Here is an 18,717-nt window from a genome sequence, read left to right as displayed (position 1 = left end):
AAACAACTGAATATTAAGCTTTGCTTATTTATTTATTATAGAAATATAGACAATCTATTTCTTGAAGGTTAAAAGGTAGGCGCAAAAACGAGAAGTCGATTTCTTTAAAGCTTAGAGCATGTGAAATGGATATACGCATAGAAAAAGTACAAGCTGAATCCACATGGGTTGTTTGGCTGAATAATATTCCGGTCAAGTTCTATACGGAATATGAAGCCGATGCTTTTGCTCAGACGCTTTCGACACGCATTGATGCGCTGCAAGACGTCCGGCTGACCAGGGAAAGTCTGGCCGAGGCAGTGTAAAACGCGGAAGCGGGACTCTGGTTAAAGAGTGCCGCTTTAAACGTGTTGTGCTCACTACCGTCTTACCATGCAAGGAGCAGTTTTCAAAGCAAATGATCAGAGCGGTTTTCAACAAAAAGGGAGGCGTGGGCAAGACCAGTATTGCCTGCAACCTCGCCGCCATCAGCGCCGCTGAGGGCTTTCGCACACTTCTGATTGACCTGGACCCACAGGCCAATTCCACTCATTATCTGACAGGCTTTATAGGCGACGAGATTCCGGCCGGTATTGCCGACTTCTTCAAGCAAACGGTTTCTGATTCGGCCAAGAAAGCCAAGGCTTCTATTCTCGAGACGCCCTTTCATAATCTGAGCATCATAACGGCTTCCCGCGAGCTGGAAGATATTCAGATGAAGCTCGAAGCCAAATATAAAATCCAGAAGTTGGGAAAATACCTCGAGAAGTTGATCGATGATTACGATCGTATCTATCTCGACACACCACCGGCTTTGAATTTTTATAGTGTATCGGCCTTGATTGCAGCTGACCGCTGCCTTATTCCTTTTGATTGCGATACGTTTTCGCTTAATGCGTTACGTGAGCTCTTTCTTGATATTGAAGAGATCAAGGAGGACTTCAGTGATCGTTTGCGTGTGGAAGGCATCGTCGTCAATCAGTTCCAGGCCAATGCCGGTGTTCCTCGAGCGCTGTTAGGTGAACTGGAAAAGACGGACATGCCGATTATCCCGACGTACCTTATGGGGTCGGTCAAGATGAAAGAGTCCCACCAGCAGAGCAAGCCGCTTATCCATCTGGACCCTGGCCACAAGTTGACCCAACAATACAAGGCGTTGTTCGACTGGCTGGAGCGATAGCGGCATATATGATCAAGGCAAGCTGCTCATGCCTGTATCCAAAAGGGTAGGCGCCAAACAGTTTCTTTGTCTGGCGCCTGGCCCGTTTATACATAAGTGAAGAGGCGCTCAGCTGGCAAGCGTGACTTGGGCAGACTCGCGTTGAAGTCCGAATCGGCTCGATAGCCAAGGCTTACCAGAACCAGACTCGTGAAGCCCTGTTCACGAAGGCCGAGCTCTTCATCCAGCTTGCGAGAGTCAAAACCTTCCATGGGGGTGGCGTCGACACCCAGACTGGCAGCACCCAGCAATAGCGTTCCCAAGGCCAGGTAGGTCTGTTTTTCCATCCAATGCTGCAAATCCTTCTGGTCGTAGCGATGCAGACTCACGTAATGACGACGGCTCTTGTTCTGTGTGGCCTTGGCTTCTTCAGACCGGAAGCGACCAGCGATATCTTCCTGCTCCAGGATGGCGCCAAGATGTTCTTCGGTCATATCGGTGCGTGTGCAGAGCACTATGACGTGGGACGCATTAAGCACCTTGGGCTGGTTGTAGGCAAACGTGTCTTGTGTCGAGACGGCTAAGCGAGCCTTGCCTTCGTCAGTTGAGGCAACCACGAAATGCCAGGGCTGTGAGTTCACGGAAGAAGGGCTCTGGCGTAGCAAACCAAGCAGTTCTTCAAGCGTGGCGTGCGGTATCTTTCGCGAAGGGTCGAACGCCTTGGTGGTGTACCGCTGACTAAGTAATGTAGATAGATTCATAGGTATCTTCTCTCAGGTCAGGTGAAAGATTGGGCCAGCCAGCGATCAGCCGCTTCCAGAGGCGAAAGCCCTTCCCGGCAGATCCAGTAATCGAGTTCGCTGACTGTGGCGTTTCCCAGCGAGAGCTGAGAAAGCTCATCAAGCAGTGCCGGCGCCAGATGGGCAGCCGTTTCTTCGCGCACAATCAGCGTGGCGTCATCCTGGCCACCCAGAAGGCCGCGTGGTTCGTGTAGCGCTCGGATGGCGTAGCGGTAATGCAGGAACTGAGGGTGCCAGAGGGGGACGACGATCCATTCGCGATGCTCTACGGCCTGCTCGAATCGCTCGAAACATTGGGCTTGCGTACCGTTGGCGAAGTGATAGCCAACTTGATCAAGGCCATACTGCTCAATGATGTCACGCGAAAAGCGGCTGATACCGGCTCCCGGATTGATGCCCTGTATCAGCAGACTCATATGTGCCGCAACGTCAGGTCGCTTTAGATCATCGATGCTTGCCACCGCCTCGGCAGGCACATAGTCCGGCACGCCCCAGATACAGTACGGCTGATATAGAACGCCCAGGGTATGGGTCTGTTCGGCATAGGGAGCCAGATAGCCCCCCATGACTGGCCGGTAGCCAGGCCGATACCAAAAAGTCCACTTCTCCAGCGCCATAGTGCTTGAACATAGCTTCATGGGGAGCAGCTACGCTCTCTACGCGATAACCATGACGCTCAACAATACGTTGTACCACGGCGGCACTGGCAGCATGAAAGCTCAGCCCAATATGACCTATACGAATCGGATTATGCATGATGAGCTCTCCCGTATTAGCGGGTTGGCGCCGGAGCGGCGTTGATCTTCACACGGAACAGGCTGTAAGGCTTGGTACGCAGATCCTTGCCGCCATGAAAGCCAGCCTGGCGATTTAGCTGATTAGCCGTGAAATAGAGATAGCCATCCGGCCCGATGGACAGGGTGTCAGGCCAGATTGCACGAGGATCGTGGACGATGGTCTGCCAAGTGCCGTCGGCAAGCCGTTTGCGAATACCGTTGTGCTCGTAGTCACTGGCATAGACGGCGCCATTGGCATCGGCTTCAAGGCCATCGGAGGCGCCTTTCTCGCCCATATCCAGTACCGCAGCCGATAGCTGTGCTTCAGTCACATGCTCGTCCCGTAACAGACGGGTTGGTACTGCATAAAGGTGGCGGCTCGAAAGTGGGCTGAAGTAGAGCGTCTGACCGTCCGGCGACAGGGCAATACCATCGGATGCCACACCAAACGGTTTAGCGGTTCCATCTGCGCCGCGTGCCAGCATGGCTTCGCCTTCCACGGTAGGAATAAAACGCTTGTCGGCAGAGGTCGAGATATCTCCATCAAGACGGCGAGTCGCCTTGCCGGTGGCGATATCCATGACAATGATGGCACCCGGCCCGCTGACAGACGAGTCGGTGACATACACCGTACCTTCCTTCCCGCTACGGAAGTCAAAGCGCATGTCATTGACATACGTACTCGGCAGGATGACGTTGGCAGGGAAAACCAGCGTCTTCACAACCTTATTGCTCTTAAGGTCGATCGCGACCAGTTTGGCGCCGCCAGGTTGAGGAGCACTGAACTTCGGCGCAGCAGTATCTAGTACCCACAAGCGTCCTTGTCCGTCCGCCACAACGCTTTGCACGCTGATGAAGTGCTTGGCGGGTGCCTTCTGATCAGGCGTATTGATGGCCTGATCAGGGTAGGGGACTACCTTGCCGTCGCGTATTTCGCCAACGCTGAAGGGCGCGTTGTCACCCCATTGTGGGAAATTGACAAAGAGGCGGCCTTGCTCGGAAACCGTAACGCCGGTCGGCATGGCGTCATAGAACGCAAACACAGGTTCCAGCTGGCCAATGGATGTCTCATGTGGCAGGTCCTGTGGTGCAGGAGCTGCCGCAAACGACAATGTACTCACGGCGGCAATGGTTGCGGCCAGCAGGGTGGGAATCAAATGCTTCATTGGGTGGCTCCTTGTAAATGAAAACGGGGTGCCTTAGCGGCGGCTAAGTTATCCAAAACGGCTTCGGCAAAAGAATGAGTGCCCCCTCGTGTCGCTGTTACGATCCAGCCGGCCACGACAGGTGATTCATTGCTGTATAGGGCGCCGTGTAGTTTGAGGTCAGCGATCACAGCGGGTGTTGGATTGCAGGTGGCACGCTTGCCAACCAGCAGGCCGGCATGGGCCAGTACCAATGCCCCAGTCCCTATGCCGGCAACCGTCTTCTTGATGGCATCGAAGCCTTGCACGCTATTCCATAGCGACTCGTTGTAACCGAGTGGGCAAAGCGTATCGCTGCTACCAAGCACTACCAGGGCGTCGAATTCGACAGGGTCAATATGTGCCAGAGGCGCTTGGTCATCGCACAAGAACATACAGGTTTCATGACCTGCCTGCCGCCAGAAGGACACGATGTCGAGCATGTCCTTCGGAAGCAGGGATGTTGTCGTGCTGACTGCAGCAATACGTGACATGGGGCTACTCCTTATCAGAGGCTAAAAGCCTTCCAGGACAAGCTTGCCTTTGGCCTTCCCGCTCTCGATAAGGGCGTGGGCACGGCGCAGGTTTTGCGCATTGATCCGGCCGAAATGTTCTCCCAGCGTAGAGCGCAGCACGCCTTGGTCGATAAGCTCCGCTACCCGGTTCAGCAGCTCATGCTGGCGGATCATGTCGGATGTTTCGAACATCGGGCGGGTAAACATCAACTCCCAGTGCAATGACAGGGATTTGCGCTTCATGGGTACTACGTCCAGCGTATCGGGATCGTCGATTAGCGCGAGGCGCCCTTGTGGGCGAAGCACTTCGATAAGGTGTGGGAAATGGCTATCGGTATGAGTCAGGCTTATAACATGGCTGACCTCCTTGAGACCGATGCGAGCCAGTTCTTCAGTGAGTGGCTGGCTATGGTCAATCACATGGTGCGCGCCAAGCGCTCGGATCCATTCCTGGGTTTCAGGGCGCGAAGCCGTACCGATAACGGTAAGTTGGGTGAGCTGTCGGGCCAGTTGCGTCAGGATTGAGCCGACCCCGCCTGCGGCGCCGACTATCAGAAGACTTTCGCCTTTGCCACCATTCTCCAGAATGCCTAGTCGATCAAAGAGCAATTCCCAGGCGGTTATGGATGTCAGAGGGAGTGCACCGGCATCGGCCGCGCCTAGCGAGGCGGGCTTACGGCCTACAATACGCTCATCCACCAGATGAAACTCACTGTTGGTGCCAGGGCGGGTAATCGAGCCGGCATAGTAAACGTCATCACCCGGTTGGAAGAGTGTCACCTCTGACCCCACCTCACGTACGATGCCTACCGCATCCCAGCCAAGCACACGCGGTGTGTCAGTGGGCGAACCACTACGGACTTTGGTGTCGACAGGGTTCACCGAAACGGCTTGAACCTCAACCAGAAGATCGTGTGGACCAGGGGTTGGCTTGGGCAGCTCGATATCAACCAGAGAGCGAGAATCATCGATGGACAGGCCGTGCTGGGTATAGGCAATCGCTTTCATGCTGGACTCCATAAGTGAACATACGAACAGTGGCGTTAACCGTGGAGCCATCATCGCGATTCACGACGGGAGCAAACAGCCATCGAAACGGGCAGGACTTTCACTGGCGCAGTGAAAATGGAGTGAAGTAAGCGGAAAGCAATACTGCATGAGTGCTTTGACGCCGCGCCAGGGATCCCCCCTGGAAAAATAAAGCCCCGGTTGCCTTGACGGAGCCGGGGCTGGAAAAAGATGACGTCTGGCGTGTAGCCGCTATGCTCCAACTACACCCAGTTGCTGCAAAAGAGTCAGGTTATCTTCGATGTGCCAGTTCTCCTGGATGCGGCCATTGGCGATGCGGTAGATGTCGGTCGCGATAAAATCAATCGGCTGTCCCTTGCCTTTAATACCCTGGAATTGCCCGCTGAAATGACCGGTAAAACGCAGATGCGCCACAACCCGGTCACCCGCCACGATCATCTGCTCGATCTGACAGTCCAGATCCGGTACGGCGGCGCGAAAAGCCTTCGAGGCCGCCAGAGGCCCTTCTACTCCTTGAGCTCTGCCTGGCGGCAGGGTGCGATCCATGAACTGAGGCGCAAGCGCCTCCCGGGCCAACTCTTCGTTACCTGTGGCCCAGAAAGTGCCATATCGGCGTGCTGCCTGGACCGCTGCATCAGCTTGTGCCGCCGGGTCAACAATCAGCACACGAGGCTCAATCAAGGGATTGCTAGCAGCCTGAGCCTGAGGGGTAAAGCCAGCAAGCAGTGCGGATAACGCAAATGCCGCTGTAGCGGCCAGGGAAAAACGAGAAGTGTTGGGCATGGAATATCTCCATTCTGAAACCGGATGGGTTTGTGGATGATCAAGGCAGACCATTGGTGATCCAGAAAGGCGGCTCTATTACCGCTTCGAGTGTTGGCAGCGTTGGGCTCTTGTCATGGCATGACGGCTTCGCCTCTGTACACTTCTCGGCTGTGTCGCGGTCTTTTTCGAACTGGGCTTTGGCGGATGTATCTTCATTGAGTAAGCGGCGCATGAGAATTCCTTGAGGTGGTGTCGGGATAACGGGATGGGTCGCTACGTTCGCATCGGGACGTTGCATGCCATGACCGCATCTTCACTGTCGCCAAGCTCTAAAAAAACCCGCAGAATCAAGCAGCACTTTCTCAGGAGGAGTGAAAATGATCCGTTTCGACGATCTGGCCTTGTTTGTTCGCACGGCAGCGCTTGGCAGTTTTTCGGCGGCGGCCAGAGAGGCGGATCTCCTGCCAGGGCAGGTCAGTGCTGCAATTCAGCGTCTTGAACGCGAGCTTGATATCCGTCTCTTTGCGCGCTCAACACGCAGCCTCCGGCTGACAGGGGAGGGGGAGCGGTACTTGCCCTATGCCAATGATGTGCTCAGTACACTCAGGGAAGGCCGTGAGCGGCTTCAGCCGGAAAGCACTGCTCTAGAGGGCGTCATACAGGTGGCTGCACCTTCAGACCTGGGACGTAACGTGCTCCTGCCAAGACTCACGGCATTTCGCCACGAGCATCCCCGTCTTGCGCTTCGGTTGTTTCTGTCCGATCAGGTGGCGAATGTCTTTCGCGATCCGGTTGATGTGGCCTTGCGCTACGGGATGATGGAGGACGCAAGCTTTATTGCCTTACCACTGGCGCCTGAGAATCGGCGGGTGCTGGCCGCGTCCCCTGCTTACCTCGAGCGGCACGGGCGGCCGGCCTCTCTCAAGGATCTGGCGGAGCACCCTTGCCTGCTTTATATGCTCAATGGTCGGGTGTATGACAATTGGGTCTTTCCCGACGTCAACGGTCGCCGTGAAACCATCGCCGTCAAAGGCCCACTGATGAGTGATGATGCTGATATCGTTCGCCGGTGGGCACTTGAGGGCGAAGGGATTATCTACAAGTCATGGCTGGATGTCAGTGCAGACGTATTGGCCGGGCGGTTGGAGGTCCTGCTGCCGGAGATTCCCGGTGAGAGTTGTGCGCTGCATATGGTTTGCCCGCACCGCAAGCAATTCTCTCCTGGCGTCAGGCTACTGTATGAGTGGCTCAGGTCGGGATTTGCAGATTTGATCCAGGCCTATTCCGAGCTCGATACGAAACGCATTGCCTGACGCCAGATTTTCCCGAATCGAGTGAAAGTGTTATCGCGTCATGGCGGTGTTTACCCGCTCGAAGCACTCCTACTATCGGCACAGACGTTCCCGATACTGCTTTTCAACACTGGGAACATATCACTCCAACCGATAGCAGGAGAATCACCATGATGTACGACTGGAACACCTATCAGAAGCAACTGGTTAGCACCATTGGCGAAATTGGCAAGCTGAGCCCTGATACGGTGCGCGGTTACTCGCTCTTGAGCGAGGCGGGTAACAAGACCAATCACCTAGATGCCAAGACGCGTGAGTTGATTGCGCTGGCCGTTGCCGTCACCCGTCAATGCGATGGCTGTATCACGGTCCATACCGATGCCGCTATCAAGAAAGGCGCCAGTAAAGAAGAAATTGCCGAAGCGCTGGGCGTAGCGGTAGCAATCAATGCGGGTGCGGCTATGGTGTATTCAGCCCGTGTAATGGATGCGTACGCGGCCAAGACTTCCGTGTAGCGAAAGCGGATCTCCTTGCAGTGCTCCTGGCCGCTGATCGAATTTTGACGATATCGATTCGCTGTCAGGATGCTTTCGTAAAAGTTACCTTTGAAGATAACTAATAATTCGATACCTTGATTAGGTTACCGTCCGGGTCTCGAAAATAAACCGAGACGATTGCTCCGGTGGCACCGGTACGCCGTACCGGTCCGTCAATCACTGTAACGCCTGTCGAATGCAGATGGGTCACGACATCCTCAATAGGCATACGGGTAATCAGGCAAATGTCGACGGCACCCGGTGCCGGCCTCTCGGCTTTGGGCTCGAGTTCCTTTCCCGCTTCATACAGGTTGAATTTCTGCTCGCCAAACGCCAAGGCCTTACGTCCTTCGCCAAATGTGATGACGTCCATGCCCAGCACACGAGTATAGAAGTCACAGGTCCGCTCAAGGTTGCAAACGGTCAAAACAAGGTGGTCGATCCTGTCGATCTGCATGGCGTACCTCTTGTGCATCGGACGCTGACAATGGTGCGATTTATAGAGCCTTTGCTGTGGCCTCGTCCAACAACGGCGCATTCAATAGACTTATCAAGCTATAATACCAGCCCATATATATGTACATACCTGAAAGACACATTTGAGCAAAGTAAACAGGTAACCAAGTTAGCCGCCGTTGCTCATGAGTTCTATGCTGAAAGCATTCAGCTAGAGCGATTTGATGTACCTTGGATATTAAGAAAAAAGTTGCCTTTGGCTACTCAAGAAATACTCCAGCCCTGCCGTTAACCATCGACCCCTTTCTTGGTTTAGCCGGTGCATCATGTTCAATGCTCGCTTGAAAAAGGACTTGCAAGTCCAGGCCGAAGAGCTGACAGCGTTACGTCAGATCATCAACGGAATGAACGATTCCATGGTCGCCTTGACCCTTGATCCTGAGTTCCGTATTCAGAGTGCCAACAGCAAATTTCTTCAGACGCTGGGCTACTCGGCTGACCAGGTGATAGGACGTCCAATGGCAGATATTGTGCCTCCCTATGTGAAGACGTTGCCATGCTTCCACAACTTTCGTGCAGCCGTTGCCAAAGGGCTCCCGGTCAGTGACGAATATCGCTATATCCGCAAGGATGGCGCGCTCGCTTGGCTAAGTATTCATTGGCAACCTGTCCGCGACCAAGAGAATAAGCTTTCCTATATCCAGGGCTTTGGCAAGGAAGTGACCAAAACCATCGAACTAGCCAAGGAGAACGAGCACTTCATCAACGCATTGCTGCGCTCTACGGCAGTCATTGAGTTCAACCTTGACGGTACGGTGATCAAGGCTAACGACTTGTTTCTGAGGACGATGGGGTATTCAGAGCCGCAGATAGCAGGTAAGCACCACCGCATTTTCTGCACACAGCAAGAAGCATCCTCTGCAGAGTATGAGGCATTCTGGGCCAAGCTGAACCGGGGCGAATTTGTTGCCGGCCGCTTCAGGCGAGTCGATAGTCACGGTGCCGAAGTCTGGCTCGAGGCTACGTACAACCCAGTCTATGACTCACATAACCGACTTTACAAGGTCGTGAAATTCGCAACGGTCATTACGGATCAGGTACTTCGGGAGGCCGAGGTGCGCGAAGCGGCCAGAATAGCCTTTGATATCTCCAGGCAAACAGACATCATCGCTCAGCGGGGCGCTGCGGTCGTGAATAATGCCGTCGAAACCATGCAGCAGATTTCGGTTGAAATGCAGGCTGCTGCCGAGGGGATCGAAGCGCTAGACCGGCAGTCACTGCTGATCAACTCCATCGTCCAGACAATTGGCGGCATTGCTGCACAAACCAATCTGCTGGCGCTTAATGCCGCAATCGAAGCCGCTCGTGCCGGCGAGCAGGGGCGAGGCTTTGCCGTGGTCGCTGATGAAGTACGACAACTGGCAGGGCGTACCAGCTCGGCGACTGAAGAAATTGTAGGCGTCGTGCAGCAGAATCAGAAAATGACCGAAACCGCCGTACGCGGCATGGCCAGCAGCCGTGAACAGGCCGCGCGGGGACTGGATCTGGCTGCACAAGCCGGTACGGCGATCGTCGAGATTCAGGAGGGGGCAAAACAGGTCGTGGGAGCAGTCAAACGCTTTGCCAGCGAGCTCTAGTCGGCATAAGTCTGGTGTAGGGCCAAGCTGCTTTATCTATAGCAAAAGGCTTACACAAGCGTGGGAAAAGCAGCGCTATTACTCAGCTAAGTCATGTCCTAATCTACACATATTGGATGGAGCGCAGGACGCGCTCAGTCAGGTCAAGGATGATGACCAAGCCAGGATGGCAGCTTGATACGGATATCGAGCACGGTCAGCAAAAACCCGCTTCGGCGGGTTTTTTGTTTCCTACAAAATAGCCTCGCTTTAGCAGAAAAAGTCTGTCGCACAGGAAAGGCCGGATTAATTGTAGGAGTCTTGGCTAACATTGGATGTTTGACTCAGATCAGTTTTAAAGCCTCTTGCTACATTAATTCGCTGCGCTGGGAGCATGGCCAAAATGGCGGCGAAAGGCCCGGCTGAAACTGGCGCCGTCCGAGAAGCCCACCCGGTGAGCAATAGTAATCAAATTAAACTTTCGTTCGTTGATCAGCTGTTGTGCCTTGAGCATGCGTCGGGCAGCTATGTATTGCTGAGGGCTCAGGCCTGAGAGCTGTTTGATCAACACATACAGATGGCTTGTGCTGACATGGCAGAGGTTGGCCAGTTCTTCGTTCTCTATAAGCCGATGCATATGATGATCTATATAATCATCAAGGCGGGCTTTTTCGAGCCTGCCTGATTTTAGAGAGGCAACGGGTGTATATGCTCCCTGTAGTATCAATTCTCCTAGAAAAGCCGAGATCAACTGATATTGAAGTACCGGCATGGTATGGCTGTTCAGGTGGCGAACCTGATAGTCCGTCCAGCTTAGCAGATTTAGCACACCCGGACTTGGAGGCAGTAGAGCAGGCTCGCTCAGCAGTCGCGATTCGATAGAGACCGTGCAGGCCTCCTCAAAGGCCTTGATGAAGGCGTCTTCGACGTTGAGGTCGATTACCAGCAACTGGCACCGCTCGGAGGCACCGCGATACCGGTGTTCGGTATCGCAGGGCAAGAGGCCAATGGCGCCACGCGCGACCTCTCCGCTGTTGGCAGGCAGCTCACAATGCATAACTCCTTGTTGACCAATCAGTATCTGGGGATAGCTATGGGTATGGACGCCATGGCTGGTCGCAATGAGATTAGTTCGGAAGGAAGTCTGCACAGCGCGTAAACCTAATAGTTTGAGACAAGGCTGTCATAATCTGGGTCAACATAGGCTTGCATTAGCATACTAGGCTGGGGGCTCGTTTGATGTCGAGTACCTACTATGTATCTAGACGCAAAACAGTTGGCTGAGGCCTTGCCTTGGCCTGCGCTTATCGAGGCCCTTTCCCGAATCTTCACGCGTACGGCCCACTCGCCGGTGCGCCATCATCACCGTATCGAAGTACCTGGAGATCCTGCTGCCATGCTGTTGCTGATGCCCGCCTGGATCGAAGGTGAGTATGTGGGCGTCAAGCAGGTCAATGTCTTTCCTGGTAACAACGCTCGAGGCAAGCCGGGCTTGAGTAGTCATTACCTGCTCAGCTGTGGCAAGACAGGTCTCCCGCTAGGTCAGTTCGACGGAAATGAACTGACGGCACGCCGCACCGCAGCAGCTTCGGCACTGGCATCAACGTATCTTTCCCGGCCCGACTCGAAAACACTGCTGATGGTTGGGGCTGGGCGTATGGGACATTATCTTGTTCCTGCCCATCTCTCGGTAAGGCAGATCGAACAGGTCAGAATTTACGATCGAAACGAGGTTTCTGCCGAGCGTTTTGCCCAGGAACTCATCCAGCAGGGAATAGTAGCGCAAGCAGTACGGCCGGATGAACTTGCGCAGGCTGCCGTAGCCGCCGACATCATTAGTTGTGCAACGCTTGCTAATGAGCCTGTGATCAAGGGCGAATGGTTGAGCCCCGGGGTGCATGTGGATCTGGTGGGCAGCTTTACTCCTCAGATGCGTGAGGCAGATGATGATGTGGTTCGCCGCTGTGCAATTTTTGTCGATACGCGCGAAGGTACACTTTCCGAAACGGGTGATTTGATCACTCCCATCAAACAAGGCGTTATCACACCGCAGTCCATTCAAGCCGAATTCAGCGACCTCTGCAACGGTAAGCACAAGGGGCGCGCTGCGCTGGAGAGTCCTGATGCTGCAATGACATTGTTCAAGTCTGTCGGCGCCTCTGTGGAGGACTTGGCTGCCGCCATACTGGCCTATGAACGTTCATCAGCAAACAGGTAGGCGCATCATGGAGGCTTTAGATTCGTTGCGCTGTGCGGTTATTGGGGCTGGCCTGGTTGGACTTTGCACGGCGCTAGCGCTGCAACGGCAGGGCCGTAAGGTCACGTTAATAGATGCTGGCAGGCCGGGTGAGGGCGCATCTTGGGGAAATGCAGGGTTTCTTGCAACGGAGTCGATTGATCCATTATCCACTTGGGGCACACTCAAAAGTGCGCCACGTCTGCTGCTGGACAGGCATGGGCCATTAGTTATTCCCAAGGTGAACCTTCCTGCCAGTTTGCCCTGGCTTGCACGTTTTACTCGGGCAGCCGGTCCCGCCATGGTCAATGCTTCCCGAACAGCCTTGGCCGACTTGAATCGCCAGGCAGTACCGGCTTGGCAAGCGTGCCTTTCCTCCATTGGGCAATCCGATTTGTTGGTGAGGTGCGGCTATTTGCTGGCCTGGGAGTCGGCTGCGGGCCTATCGGCTGCTCGCCGCGAGGTTAAGCACCTGCAGGCATGGGATCAGCCTGTAGAGCTAATCGAGAGACAGCAATTGGACGATATGGAGCCTAATCTAGCGGGCCGTATGAGCCATGCCCTGCATTTTCCCGAAGCCTACCGTGTACGTGATCCCGCCTGGTTGGGTGCGGCGCTGTTTGAGGCCTATACCTCAGCAGGCGGCGTGTTTATGCAGCAGCCAGTTGCTGCGATACGGGTAGTTGATGCTCACCGTATCGAGCTTCAGCTTGGCCTGGAAACCCGAATGTTCTCCAAGGTGGCCCTTTGTGCCGGCGCAAGCAGCGGTGAGCTGCTAAAAACGCTAAGCATAAGCGTCCCGCTGATGGCTGAACGGGGCTATCACCTGAGCGTGCAAAGCTCTGAAACTTTTCTGAATCGCCCAGTCTGTTCGGTTGATCGTCGGGTGTTTTTAAGTCCGCTAAATAGCGGTTTCAGAGTTGTCGGTATCAGCGAGCTGGGCGGGCTGACCTTGCCGGCCCAGCCGGCTCGATTCGAAACATTACGCCATCATGCTCGTCAGTTATTTCCACACCGTAGCGAGTTGATCAATCAGGCCAGTGAGTGGATGGGCAAGCGGCCTACGCTTCCTGATTCGCTTCCGGTCATCGATGTACATCCGGATCATGCCCATCTCGGGTTTGCATTTGGTAACCAGCATTTGGGTCTTACCCAGGCTGCCATTACGGGGCGGTTGCTTAGTCAGCGGCTGATGGGTATGCCTTGTGACCTCAACCTCAAGCCCTTTCGAATAACTCGATTCTAAGCGGCCAGCGGATCGGCCGCCCTCGCAACCATAACACCGTTGCGTTTCAACACCTGCCTATAAAACTTATAAAGGGTAATAACTATGCCTTCTCAGGGTAGATTCAAGCGGAACCTGTCACTTGTCGATCTGACCCTCATAGGGTTGGGCGGAACCTTTGGCTCCGGCTGGCTCTTTGCGGCCAGTCACGTGTCCTCCATCGCAGGGCCGGCCGGAATTCTGTCTTGGCTTATTGGTGGCTTTGCTGTGCTGCTGCTGGGCATTGTCTATTGTGAGCTGGGTGCTGCTCTGCCAAGAACCGGAGGGATCATCCGGTATCCGGTATATTCCCACGGACCGCTGATGGGGTACCTCATGGGCTCGATCACGGTGATTGCTTTCACGAGCCTTGTAGTCATCGAAGTCGTTGCTGCGCGCCAATATGCGTCTGCCTGGTTTCCCAGCCTCACCCAGGTGCAAGGGGGTAGTCCAACACTACTCGGATGGCTGGTTCAATTCGCGTTATTATGTCTCTTCTTCAAGCTCAACTATTCAAGCGTCAAGACGTTTGCAAGAGCGAACAACTTTATCAGTGTGTTCAAGTTCTTTGTGCCGCTGGCGGTAATCGTGGTGCTGTTTGCGTTTTTCAAACCTGAGAACTTTAGCGCACAAGGGTTTGTGCCTTTTGGGCTTTCAGGGATTGAAATGGCGGTTTCGGCAGGTGGGATCATTTTTGCTTATCTGGGCCTGACACCGATCATCTCGGTTGCAAGCGAAGTGAATAATCCGCAGAAAACCATACCGATTGCACTGATCCTATCGGTTCTGTTTTCTACGTTGATCTATGTCTTGTTGCAGATAGCCTTTCTGGGAAGTGTTCCTGCCGAACTGTTAAGCAAGGGATGGCAAGCGGTCAGCCAGGAAATGAGTCTTCCCTTCAGGGATATTGCGATTCTGCTTGGCATGGGCTGGCTGGCTTTTCTGGTGGTATGTGATGCGGTAATTTCACCCACTGGATGCGGAAATATCTATATGAACGCCTCTCCCAGGGTCGTTTATGCTTGGGCCAAGAGCGGAACACTGTTTAAGCTCTTTACCAAGGTCGACACCGAGTCGGGCATTCCTCGACCAGCGCTGTGGTTGACATTCGGGCTATCGCTGCTCTGGACACTGCCGTTTCCCTCCTGGGAGGCCATGATCAATGTGGTATCGGCAGCGCTGGTTCTGAGCTATGCCATCGCACCACTTTCAGTGGCAGCCTTACGCCGTAACGCGCCTGACTTGCCACGTCCTTTCAAGGTCCGGGCGTTCGGAGTAATCGGGCCGGTTTCATTCATGGTTGCGGCGCTTATCGTTTACTGGTCCGCCTGGAGTACCATAGTCTGGCTGCTGGGGCTGCAAATGGTAATGGCGCTGATCTATGTGTTCTGTGGAAAGTGGGCGCCGACTCGTGACGTAAGCCTGAAGCAGCAGATAAAGAGCGCGGCCTGGTTGGTTGCGTTTTATGCTGGAATGATTGGCCTTTCCTACCAGGGAAGCTTTGGTGGCACTGGTTGGCTGACCCATCCCTACGACATCGCAGTCATAGCCTTGTTTGCGCTGGTCATCTACTACTGGGGCGCCGCTAGCGGAGTGCCTTCGCATCTAGTGGACCTGGACAGCGATGAATCGAATGCGGGCGCGGCAGTCGTCGAAGAACACGGCCCGGCTAAGAATATTCCTGTCATGCCGTTACGGTAGTTGATGCTGAGCCTCTGTAAGGTACCGCACCTGTATTGCCTGAGCGTTATAAGCAGCATCATGGATTTGATCGCCTGGTTATCCTGTCCTTTGTCTCCCGGTTGGTCACGCCGGCCGGCTCTCCTCGGCTAGAAGGAGGAGGGCCTTTCAGCCTCTAGACGGAAGAGCGGTGTGTTAAAGAAACGTAAGCTGAGCCGACCGGTTGAGTATCGATCAAGGACAGAGAAGAAGGATTGAATTCAAGGATCAGTGAGGGCTCGGCGTCATCGTCATCTATTCCCTATATCCCATTCATTACGCTCCGGACAAACGTGTTTAGGATAGGTCTTTGAGCAGTGATACATCCCAAGCACATTCAATAAGAAGGTAATCGCTCGGCTCGGATAAGACATGAAAATAACAAACCTGCGTAGTTGTTTTTCGCTTGCAATAGTAGGTGCTGCTTTATTTAACGTTGAGCATGGTTGGGCGGCCCACTCAACTGACCATAAAGATTCAGCAGACCGTCGTGCCGAAGCTGCTGTCAAGGCGATGACGATCGACGAAAAGATTTCGCTCTTGCACACCCAGGTGGGCTTTCCGTTTCCAATCGGCAATACGCCCAAGCCAGACGGAGCTGTCGGCTCGGCAGGCTATGCTCCTGGGGTTCCTCGCCTTGGCATCCCTGCGTTGCAGGAAAGTGACGCCAGCATGGGTGTGGCCAATCCTTCAAACATCCGCCCAAACGACAATGCCACGGCCTTGCCTTCCAGCATGATGCTGGCTGCTACGTTTGACCCTGATTTGGCTTACCGAGGTGGCAAGGTTATCGGCACCGAGGCTCACGCCAAGGGTATCAATGTCATGTTGGCTGGCGGCGTCAATCTGGTTCGGGAACCCCGCAGTGGTCGTAACTTCGAGAACGTGGGAGAGGATCCTCTACTGGCAGGCATCATGGGAGGCTACTCCATCAAAGGGATACAGAGTAAGCACGTTGTCTCGACGATCAAGCACTATGCCTTGAACGCTCAGGAGACGGGCCGCGTGGCGGTGAGCTCCGATATCAAGGAAGGGGCCGCACGTGAGTCCGATCTCCTGGCCTTCGAGCTGGCTATCGAAAAAGGTCAGCCGGGCTCGGTGATGACTTCCTATAACCAATACAACGGCACCTATACCTCGGAAAATGCCTTTCTCATCAATCAGGTCTTGAAGGGTGACTGGAAGTACAAGGGCTGGGTCATGTCCGACTGGGGCGCTACTGCCAGTACTGAGAAAGCAGCACTTGCAGGACTGGATCAGGAGTCCGGTGAAAATTTGGACCCAGTTATCTACTTTGGCGAGCCTTTGAAGCAGGCTGTGCAGGAAGGACGTGTATCCCAGGAGCGGCTGGATGATATGGCCATGCGCGTGGTGCGCAGCCTGTTTGCTGTGGGCGCGGTTGATCATCCGCCCAAGCTGACCGACATAAACTTCAAGGCTCATGCCAAGGTGGCCAAGGCGACGGCAGAGCAGGGTATCGTACTTCTGAAAAACGACCGTAATCAGTTACCGCTCTCACGTACGTTAAGACGTATCGTTGTGATAGGTAGCCATGCGGATGCCGGTGTTTTATCAGGTGGCGGCTCTGCCCAGGTGACACCCATCGGAAGCCTGGTTCTGCCGGCGGGTTCTGATTATGTCAGCCAGGTCTATCATCCCTCATCACCTTTAAAGGCTATTCAGGCTGAAGCGCCGCGCGCCCAGGTTGTGTATGACAGCGGAGAGGATATTCAGCAGGCTGCCAGACTGGCCAAAGGCGCAGATGCCGTTATCGTCTTCGCTCAGCAATGGGCAACCGAGGGAGTCGATGTTCCTGATTTAAGCCTGCCTGATAATCAGGATGCCTTAATTGAGGTGGTTGCTAAGGCCAACCCAAGAACAACCGTTGTGCTTGAGACAGGCGGACCCGTAAAGATGCCTTGGCTCAACCGAGTGCCAGCAGTACTGGAGGCCTGGTATTCCGGAGCCAAAGGCGGTGAGGCCATTGCGGGTGTCCTGTTTGGCAGTGTCAACCCATCTGGTCGTTTGCCGGTTACCTTTCCCCAGGATGAAAGCCAACTGCCACGGTCTACCATGCGTGACCCTTCAACTACAACCTCCAGTCCCTTTGTAGTACCTGAGGAGTTTTTCTCAGAGAACTACAACATTGAAGGTGCTGACGTGGGCTACAAATGGTATGAGCGAGAGGGCAAGAAGCCGCTATTTCCGTTCGGCTATGGACTGTCCTATACCCAGTTCAAATACAGTAACCTCAATGCCGAAACACGTGGCAGCAAGCTGGTGCTGAGCATGGACGTCACCAACCGTGGGCGGGTTAAGGGTATCGATACGCCGCAGTTCTATATCGAAAACCCATCCAGGAAAAACGGATTCACGAGTCGCCTGGTAGGCTGGGATCGCGTTGAGCTCAAGCCAGGGCATACCAAGCGGGTAAAAGTGACGGTTGATCCGCGTCTGGTTGCCCGGTTCGATGAGCGGTTCAACAGCTGGCATATCCATGCAGGGAGTTACAACGTAAGTGCAGGCGCTAATGCAATGGATCGTCCGCACAAGGTGCGAGTACGGCTCGACGAACGCTATCTGGCACCCTAAGAGGTAAGCGCCGTAGCCTGTGCTGCGGCGCGCCTGCCAGTTACGGGTAGGCCTGACAATGACATCTGGAGGCCTGCCCTGTTATTTCAATTGCTCGCCGTAACCAGCCGGAACCGGCCTTCCGCCTCATGCTCAATACGCACGTCCGCGTAGTGCGCAAGGCCAGGATGGGCGACATCCAGTGGTGTTTTGTGAGTGGCCGTAATGACCACTACATCGGCGCCAGCAGCCTGCGCCGCCGTAATGCCTGCATGAGTATCCTCAAATACCAGACACTCACTGATATCGACCCCAAGGGCTTTGGCGCCTGCCAGGAAGCAGTCAGGGGCGGGCTTGCCATGCTCCACGTCCTCAGACGAAATGATGACGGCAGGCAGCGCCATACCCGCCGCGGCAAGGCGTGCCTCAGCCAGACGACGTGAGGCTGAGGTCACGAGTGCCCAGCGGCCTTCCGGCAGGCTGGCAAGAAAGGCTGCCGCTCCCGCAATTTCCCTTACATCCGAGGTGTCGGCTATCTCGGCCTCGGTAATGGCCCGCGTCTCTGCCTCAATGTCCGCGCCGGGTGGCGCAAAACGGCGAACGGTTTCCACGGCGCGTACGCCATGCATGACGGCAATAAGGTCGGCCGGGTCAAGGCCATGACCCAGTGCCCACTGCGTCCAGGCACGCTCAGCGGAGGCGATGCTGGTCAGCAGCGTGCCATCCATATCGAAAAGAAAAGCAGAATAGGGTCGCGTGGGCAATGTCATCCGTAGCTCTCGGGATAAGTGAATGAGTGGCGTACCGCATAGTACCGAAC

At 54.7% G+C, this 18,717-nt stretch carries 19 protein-coding genes and 2 pseudogenes; 10 read left to right on the top strand and 11 right to left on the bottom strand.

What is annotated here, in order from left to right; genetic code table 11:
- Window positions 1–125: 125 nt before the first annotated feature.
- Window positions 126–305, top strand: a complete 180-nt coding sequence (locus tag HMPREF1487_RS20560; protein WP_010798655.1) for a hypothetical protein — start codon at window positions 126–128, stop codon at window positions 303–305.
- Between the two features lie 92 nt (window positions 306–397).
- On the top strand, window positions 398–1,159 hold the full coding sequence (locus tag HMPREF1487_RS20555) for a ParA family protein (protein WP_010798654.1): 762 nt from the start codon (window positions 398–400) through the stop codon (window positions 1,157–1,159).
- Window positions 1,160–1,245: 86 nt separating this feature from the next.
- Here the strand turns inward: HMPREF1487_RS20555 and HMPREF1487_RS20550 are convergent, their stop codons facing one another.
- From HMPREF1487_RS20550 to HMPREF1487_RS27405, 8 genes and pseudogenes are all read right to left on the bottom strand, one after another.
- On the bottom strand, window positions 1,246–1,899 hold the full coding sequence (locus HMPREF1487_RS20550; RefSeq protein WP_010798653.1) for an oxygen-insensitive NAD(P)H nitroreductase: 654 nt from the start codon (window positions 1,897–1,899) through the stop codon (window positions 1,246–1,248).
- A 17-nt stretch (window positions 1,900–1,916) separates the two neighbouring features.
- On the bottom strand, window positions 1,917–2,576 hold the full coding sequence (locus HMPREF1487_RS20545; RefSeq protein ID WP_245960708.1) for a glycine betaine ABC transporter substrate-binding protein: 660 nt from the start codon (window positions 2,574–2,576) through the stop codon (window positions 1,917–1,919).
- A gap of 4 nt (window positions 2,577–2,580) precedes the next feature.
- Window positions 2,581–2,694, bottom strand: a pseudogene (locus HMPREF1487_RS28480) (hypothetical protein); the annotation flags it as partial.
- Between the two features lie 16 nt (window positions 2,695–2,710).
- Window positions 2,711–3,880: an L-dopachrome tautomerase-related protein gene (locus HMPREF1487_RS20540; RefSeq protein WP_010798651.1), complete on the bottom strand. Its 1,170-nt coding sequence runs from the start codon at window positions 3,878–3,880 to the stop codon at window positions 2,711–2,713.
- Window positions 3,877–4,392: a DJ-1/PfpI family protein gene (locus HMPREF1487_RS26385; protein WP_010798650.1), complete on the bottom strand. Its 516-nt coding sequence runs from the start codon at window positions 4,390–4,392 to the stop codon at window positions 3,877–3,879. The genes HMPREF1487_RS20540 and HMPREF1487_RS26385 overlap by 4 nt, the downstream gene beginning before the upstream one ends.
- Window positions 4,393–4,413: 21 nt before the next feature.
- The gene (locus tag HMPREF1487_RS20530) at window positions 4,414–5,421 is read right to left on the bottom strand and encodes a zinc-binding alcohol dehydrogenase family protein (RefSeq protein WP_010798649.1); all 1,008 of its coding nucleotides are present in this window, start codon (window positions 5,419–5,421) and stop codon (window positions 4,414–4,416) included.
- A gap of 252 nt (window positions 5,422–5,673) precedes the next feature.
- Window positions 5,674–6,225 carry an ester cyclase gene (locus tag HMPREF1487_RS20525; RefSeq protein WP_010798648.1) on the bottom strand — a complete coding sequence of 184 codons (552 nt, stop codon included), beginning with the start codon at window positions 6,223–6,225 and terminating at the stop codon, window positions 5,674–5,676.
- Window positions 6,226–6,265: 40 nt separating this feature from the next.
- Window positions 6,266–6,439, bottom strand: coding sequence for a hypothetical protein (locus HMPREF1487_RS27405; protein ID WP_010798647.1), 174 nt, complete (start codon window positions 6,437–6,439; stop codon window positions 6,266–6,268).
- 145 nt (window positions 6,440–6,584) lie between these two features.
- Between HMPREF1487_RS27405 and HMPREF1487_RS20515 the strand changes: the two genes are divergently transcribed.
- Entirely contained in the window at window positions 6,585–7,520 is a 936-nt protein-coding gene (locus HMPREF1487_RS20515) for a LysR family transcriptional regulator (protein WP_010798646.1), read from the top strand.
- 152 nt (window positions 7,521–7,672) lie between these two features.
- The gene (locus HMPREF1487_RS20510; RefSeq protein ID WP_026003721.1) at window positions 7,673–8,014 is read left to right on the top strand and encodes a carboxymuconolactone decarboxylase family protein; all 342 of its coding nucleotides are present in this window, start codon (window positions 7,673–7,675) and stop codon (window positions 8,012–8,014) included.
- Window positions 8,015–8,114: 100 nt separating this feature from the next.
- Here the strand turns inward: HMPREF1487_RS20510 and HMPREF1487_RS20505 are convergent, their stop codons facing one another.
- Complete coding sequence (locus HMPREF1487_RS20505) at window positions 8,115–8,492, bottom strand: VOC family protein (protein ID WP_010798644.1); 378 nt, start codon at window positions 8,490–8,492, stop codon at window positions 8,115–8,117.
- A 325-nt stretch (window positions 8,493–8,817) separates the two neighbouring features.
- Between HMPREF1487_RS20505 and HMPREF1487_RS28475 the strand changes: the two are divergent.
- Window positions 8,818–9,588, top strand: a pseudogene (locus HMPREF1487_RS28475) (PAS domain-containing protein); the annotation flags it as partial.
- Between the two features lie 18 nt (window positions 9,589–9,606).
- A complete protein-coding gene (locus HMPREF1487_RS28470; protein ID WP_371106397.1) occupies window positions 9,607–10,128 on the top strand; it encodes a methyl-accepting chemotaxis protein in 522 nt (173 codons plus the stop codon).
- Window positions 10,129–10,480: 352 nt separating this feature from the next.
- On the opposite strand, the gene HMPREF1487_RS20495 is transcribed toward HMPREF1487_RS28470, so the two are convergent.
- Complete coding sequence (locus HMPREF1487_RS20495) at window positions 10,481–11,257, bottom strand: AraC family transcriptional regulator (RefSeq protein WP_010798642.1); 777 nt, start codon at window positions 11,255–11,257, stop codon at window positions 10,481–10,483.
- A 105-nt stretch (window positions 11,258–11,362) separates the two neighbouring features.
- Here HMPREF1487_RS20495 and HMPREF1487_RS20490 point away from each other — a divergent pair, with 105 nt between their 5' ends.
- The 4 genes from HMPREF1487_RS20490 (at window position 11,363) to HMPREF1487_RS20475 (ending at window position 17,918) form a co-directional block, all read left to right on the top strand.
- Window positions 11,363–12,325 carry a bifunctional Delta(1)-pyrroline-2-carboxylate/Delta(1)-piperideine-2-carboxylate reductase gene (locus HMPREF1487_RS20490; protein ID WP_010798641.1) on the top strand — a complete coding sequence of 321 codons (963 nt, stop codon included), beginning with the start codon at window positions 11,363–11,365 and terminating at the stop codon, window positions 12,323–12,325.
- A 7-nt stretch (window positions 12,326–12,332) separates the two neighbouring features.
- Window positions 12,333–13,589 carry an NAD(P)/FAD-dependent oxidoreductase gene (locus HMPREF1487_RS20485; RefSeq protein ID WP_010798640.1) on the top strand — a complete coding sequence of 419 codons (1,257 nt, stop codon included), beginning with the start codon at window positions 12,333–12,335 and terminating at the stop codon, window positions 13,587–13,589.
- An 84-nt stretch (window positions 13,590–13,673) separates the two neighbouring features.
- Window positions 13,674–15,308: an APC family permease gene (locus tag HMPREF1487_RS20480; RefSeq protein ID WP_010798639.1), complete on the top strand. Its 1,635-nt coding sequence runs from the start codon at window positions 13,674–13,676 to the stop codon at window positions 15,306–15,308.
- 390 nt (window positions 15,309–15,698) lie between these two features.
- Entirely contained in the window at window positions 15,699–17,918 is a 2,220-nt protein-coding gene (locus HMPREF1487_RS20475; protein ID WP_010798638.1) for a beta-glucosidase, read from the top strand.
- 86 nt (window positions 17,919–18,004) lie between these two features.
- Here the strand turns inward: HMPREF1487_RS20475 and HMPREF1487_RS20470 are convergent, their stop codons facing one another.
- On the bottom strand, window positions 18,005–18,667 hold the full coding sequence (locus HMPREF1487_RS20470) for an HAD-IA family hydrolase (protein WP_010798637.1): 663 nt from the start codon (window positions 18,665–18,667) through the stop codon (window positions 18,005–18,007).
- Window positions 18,668–18,717: the final 50 nt, after the last annotated feature.

It is taken from the genome of Pseudomonas sp. HPB0071, from assembly GCF_000478505.2.
Classification (GTDB): domain Bacteria; phylum Pseudomonadota; class Gammaproteobacteria; order Pseudomonadales; family Pseudomonadaceae; genus Chryseomonas; species Chryseomonas luteola.
The sequence above is the reverse complement of the archived record's forward strand: the minus strand, read 5'-3'. Positions and strand labels throughout refer to the sequence as shown.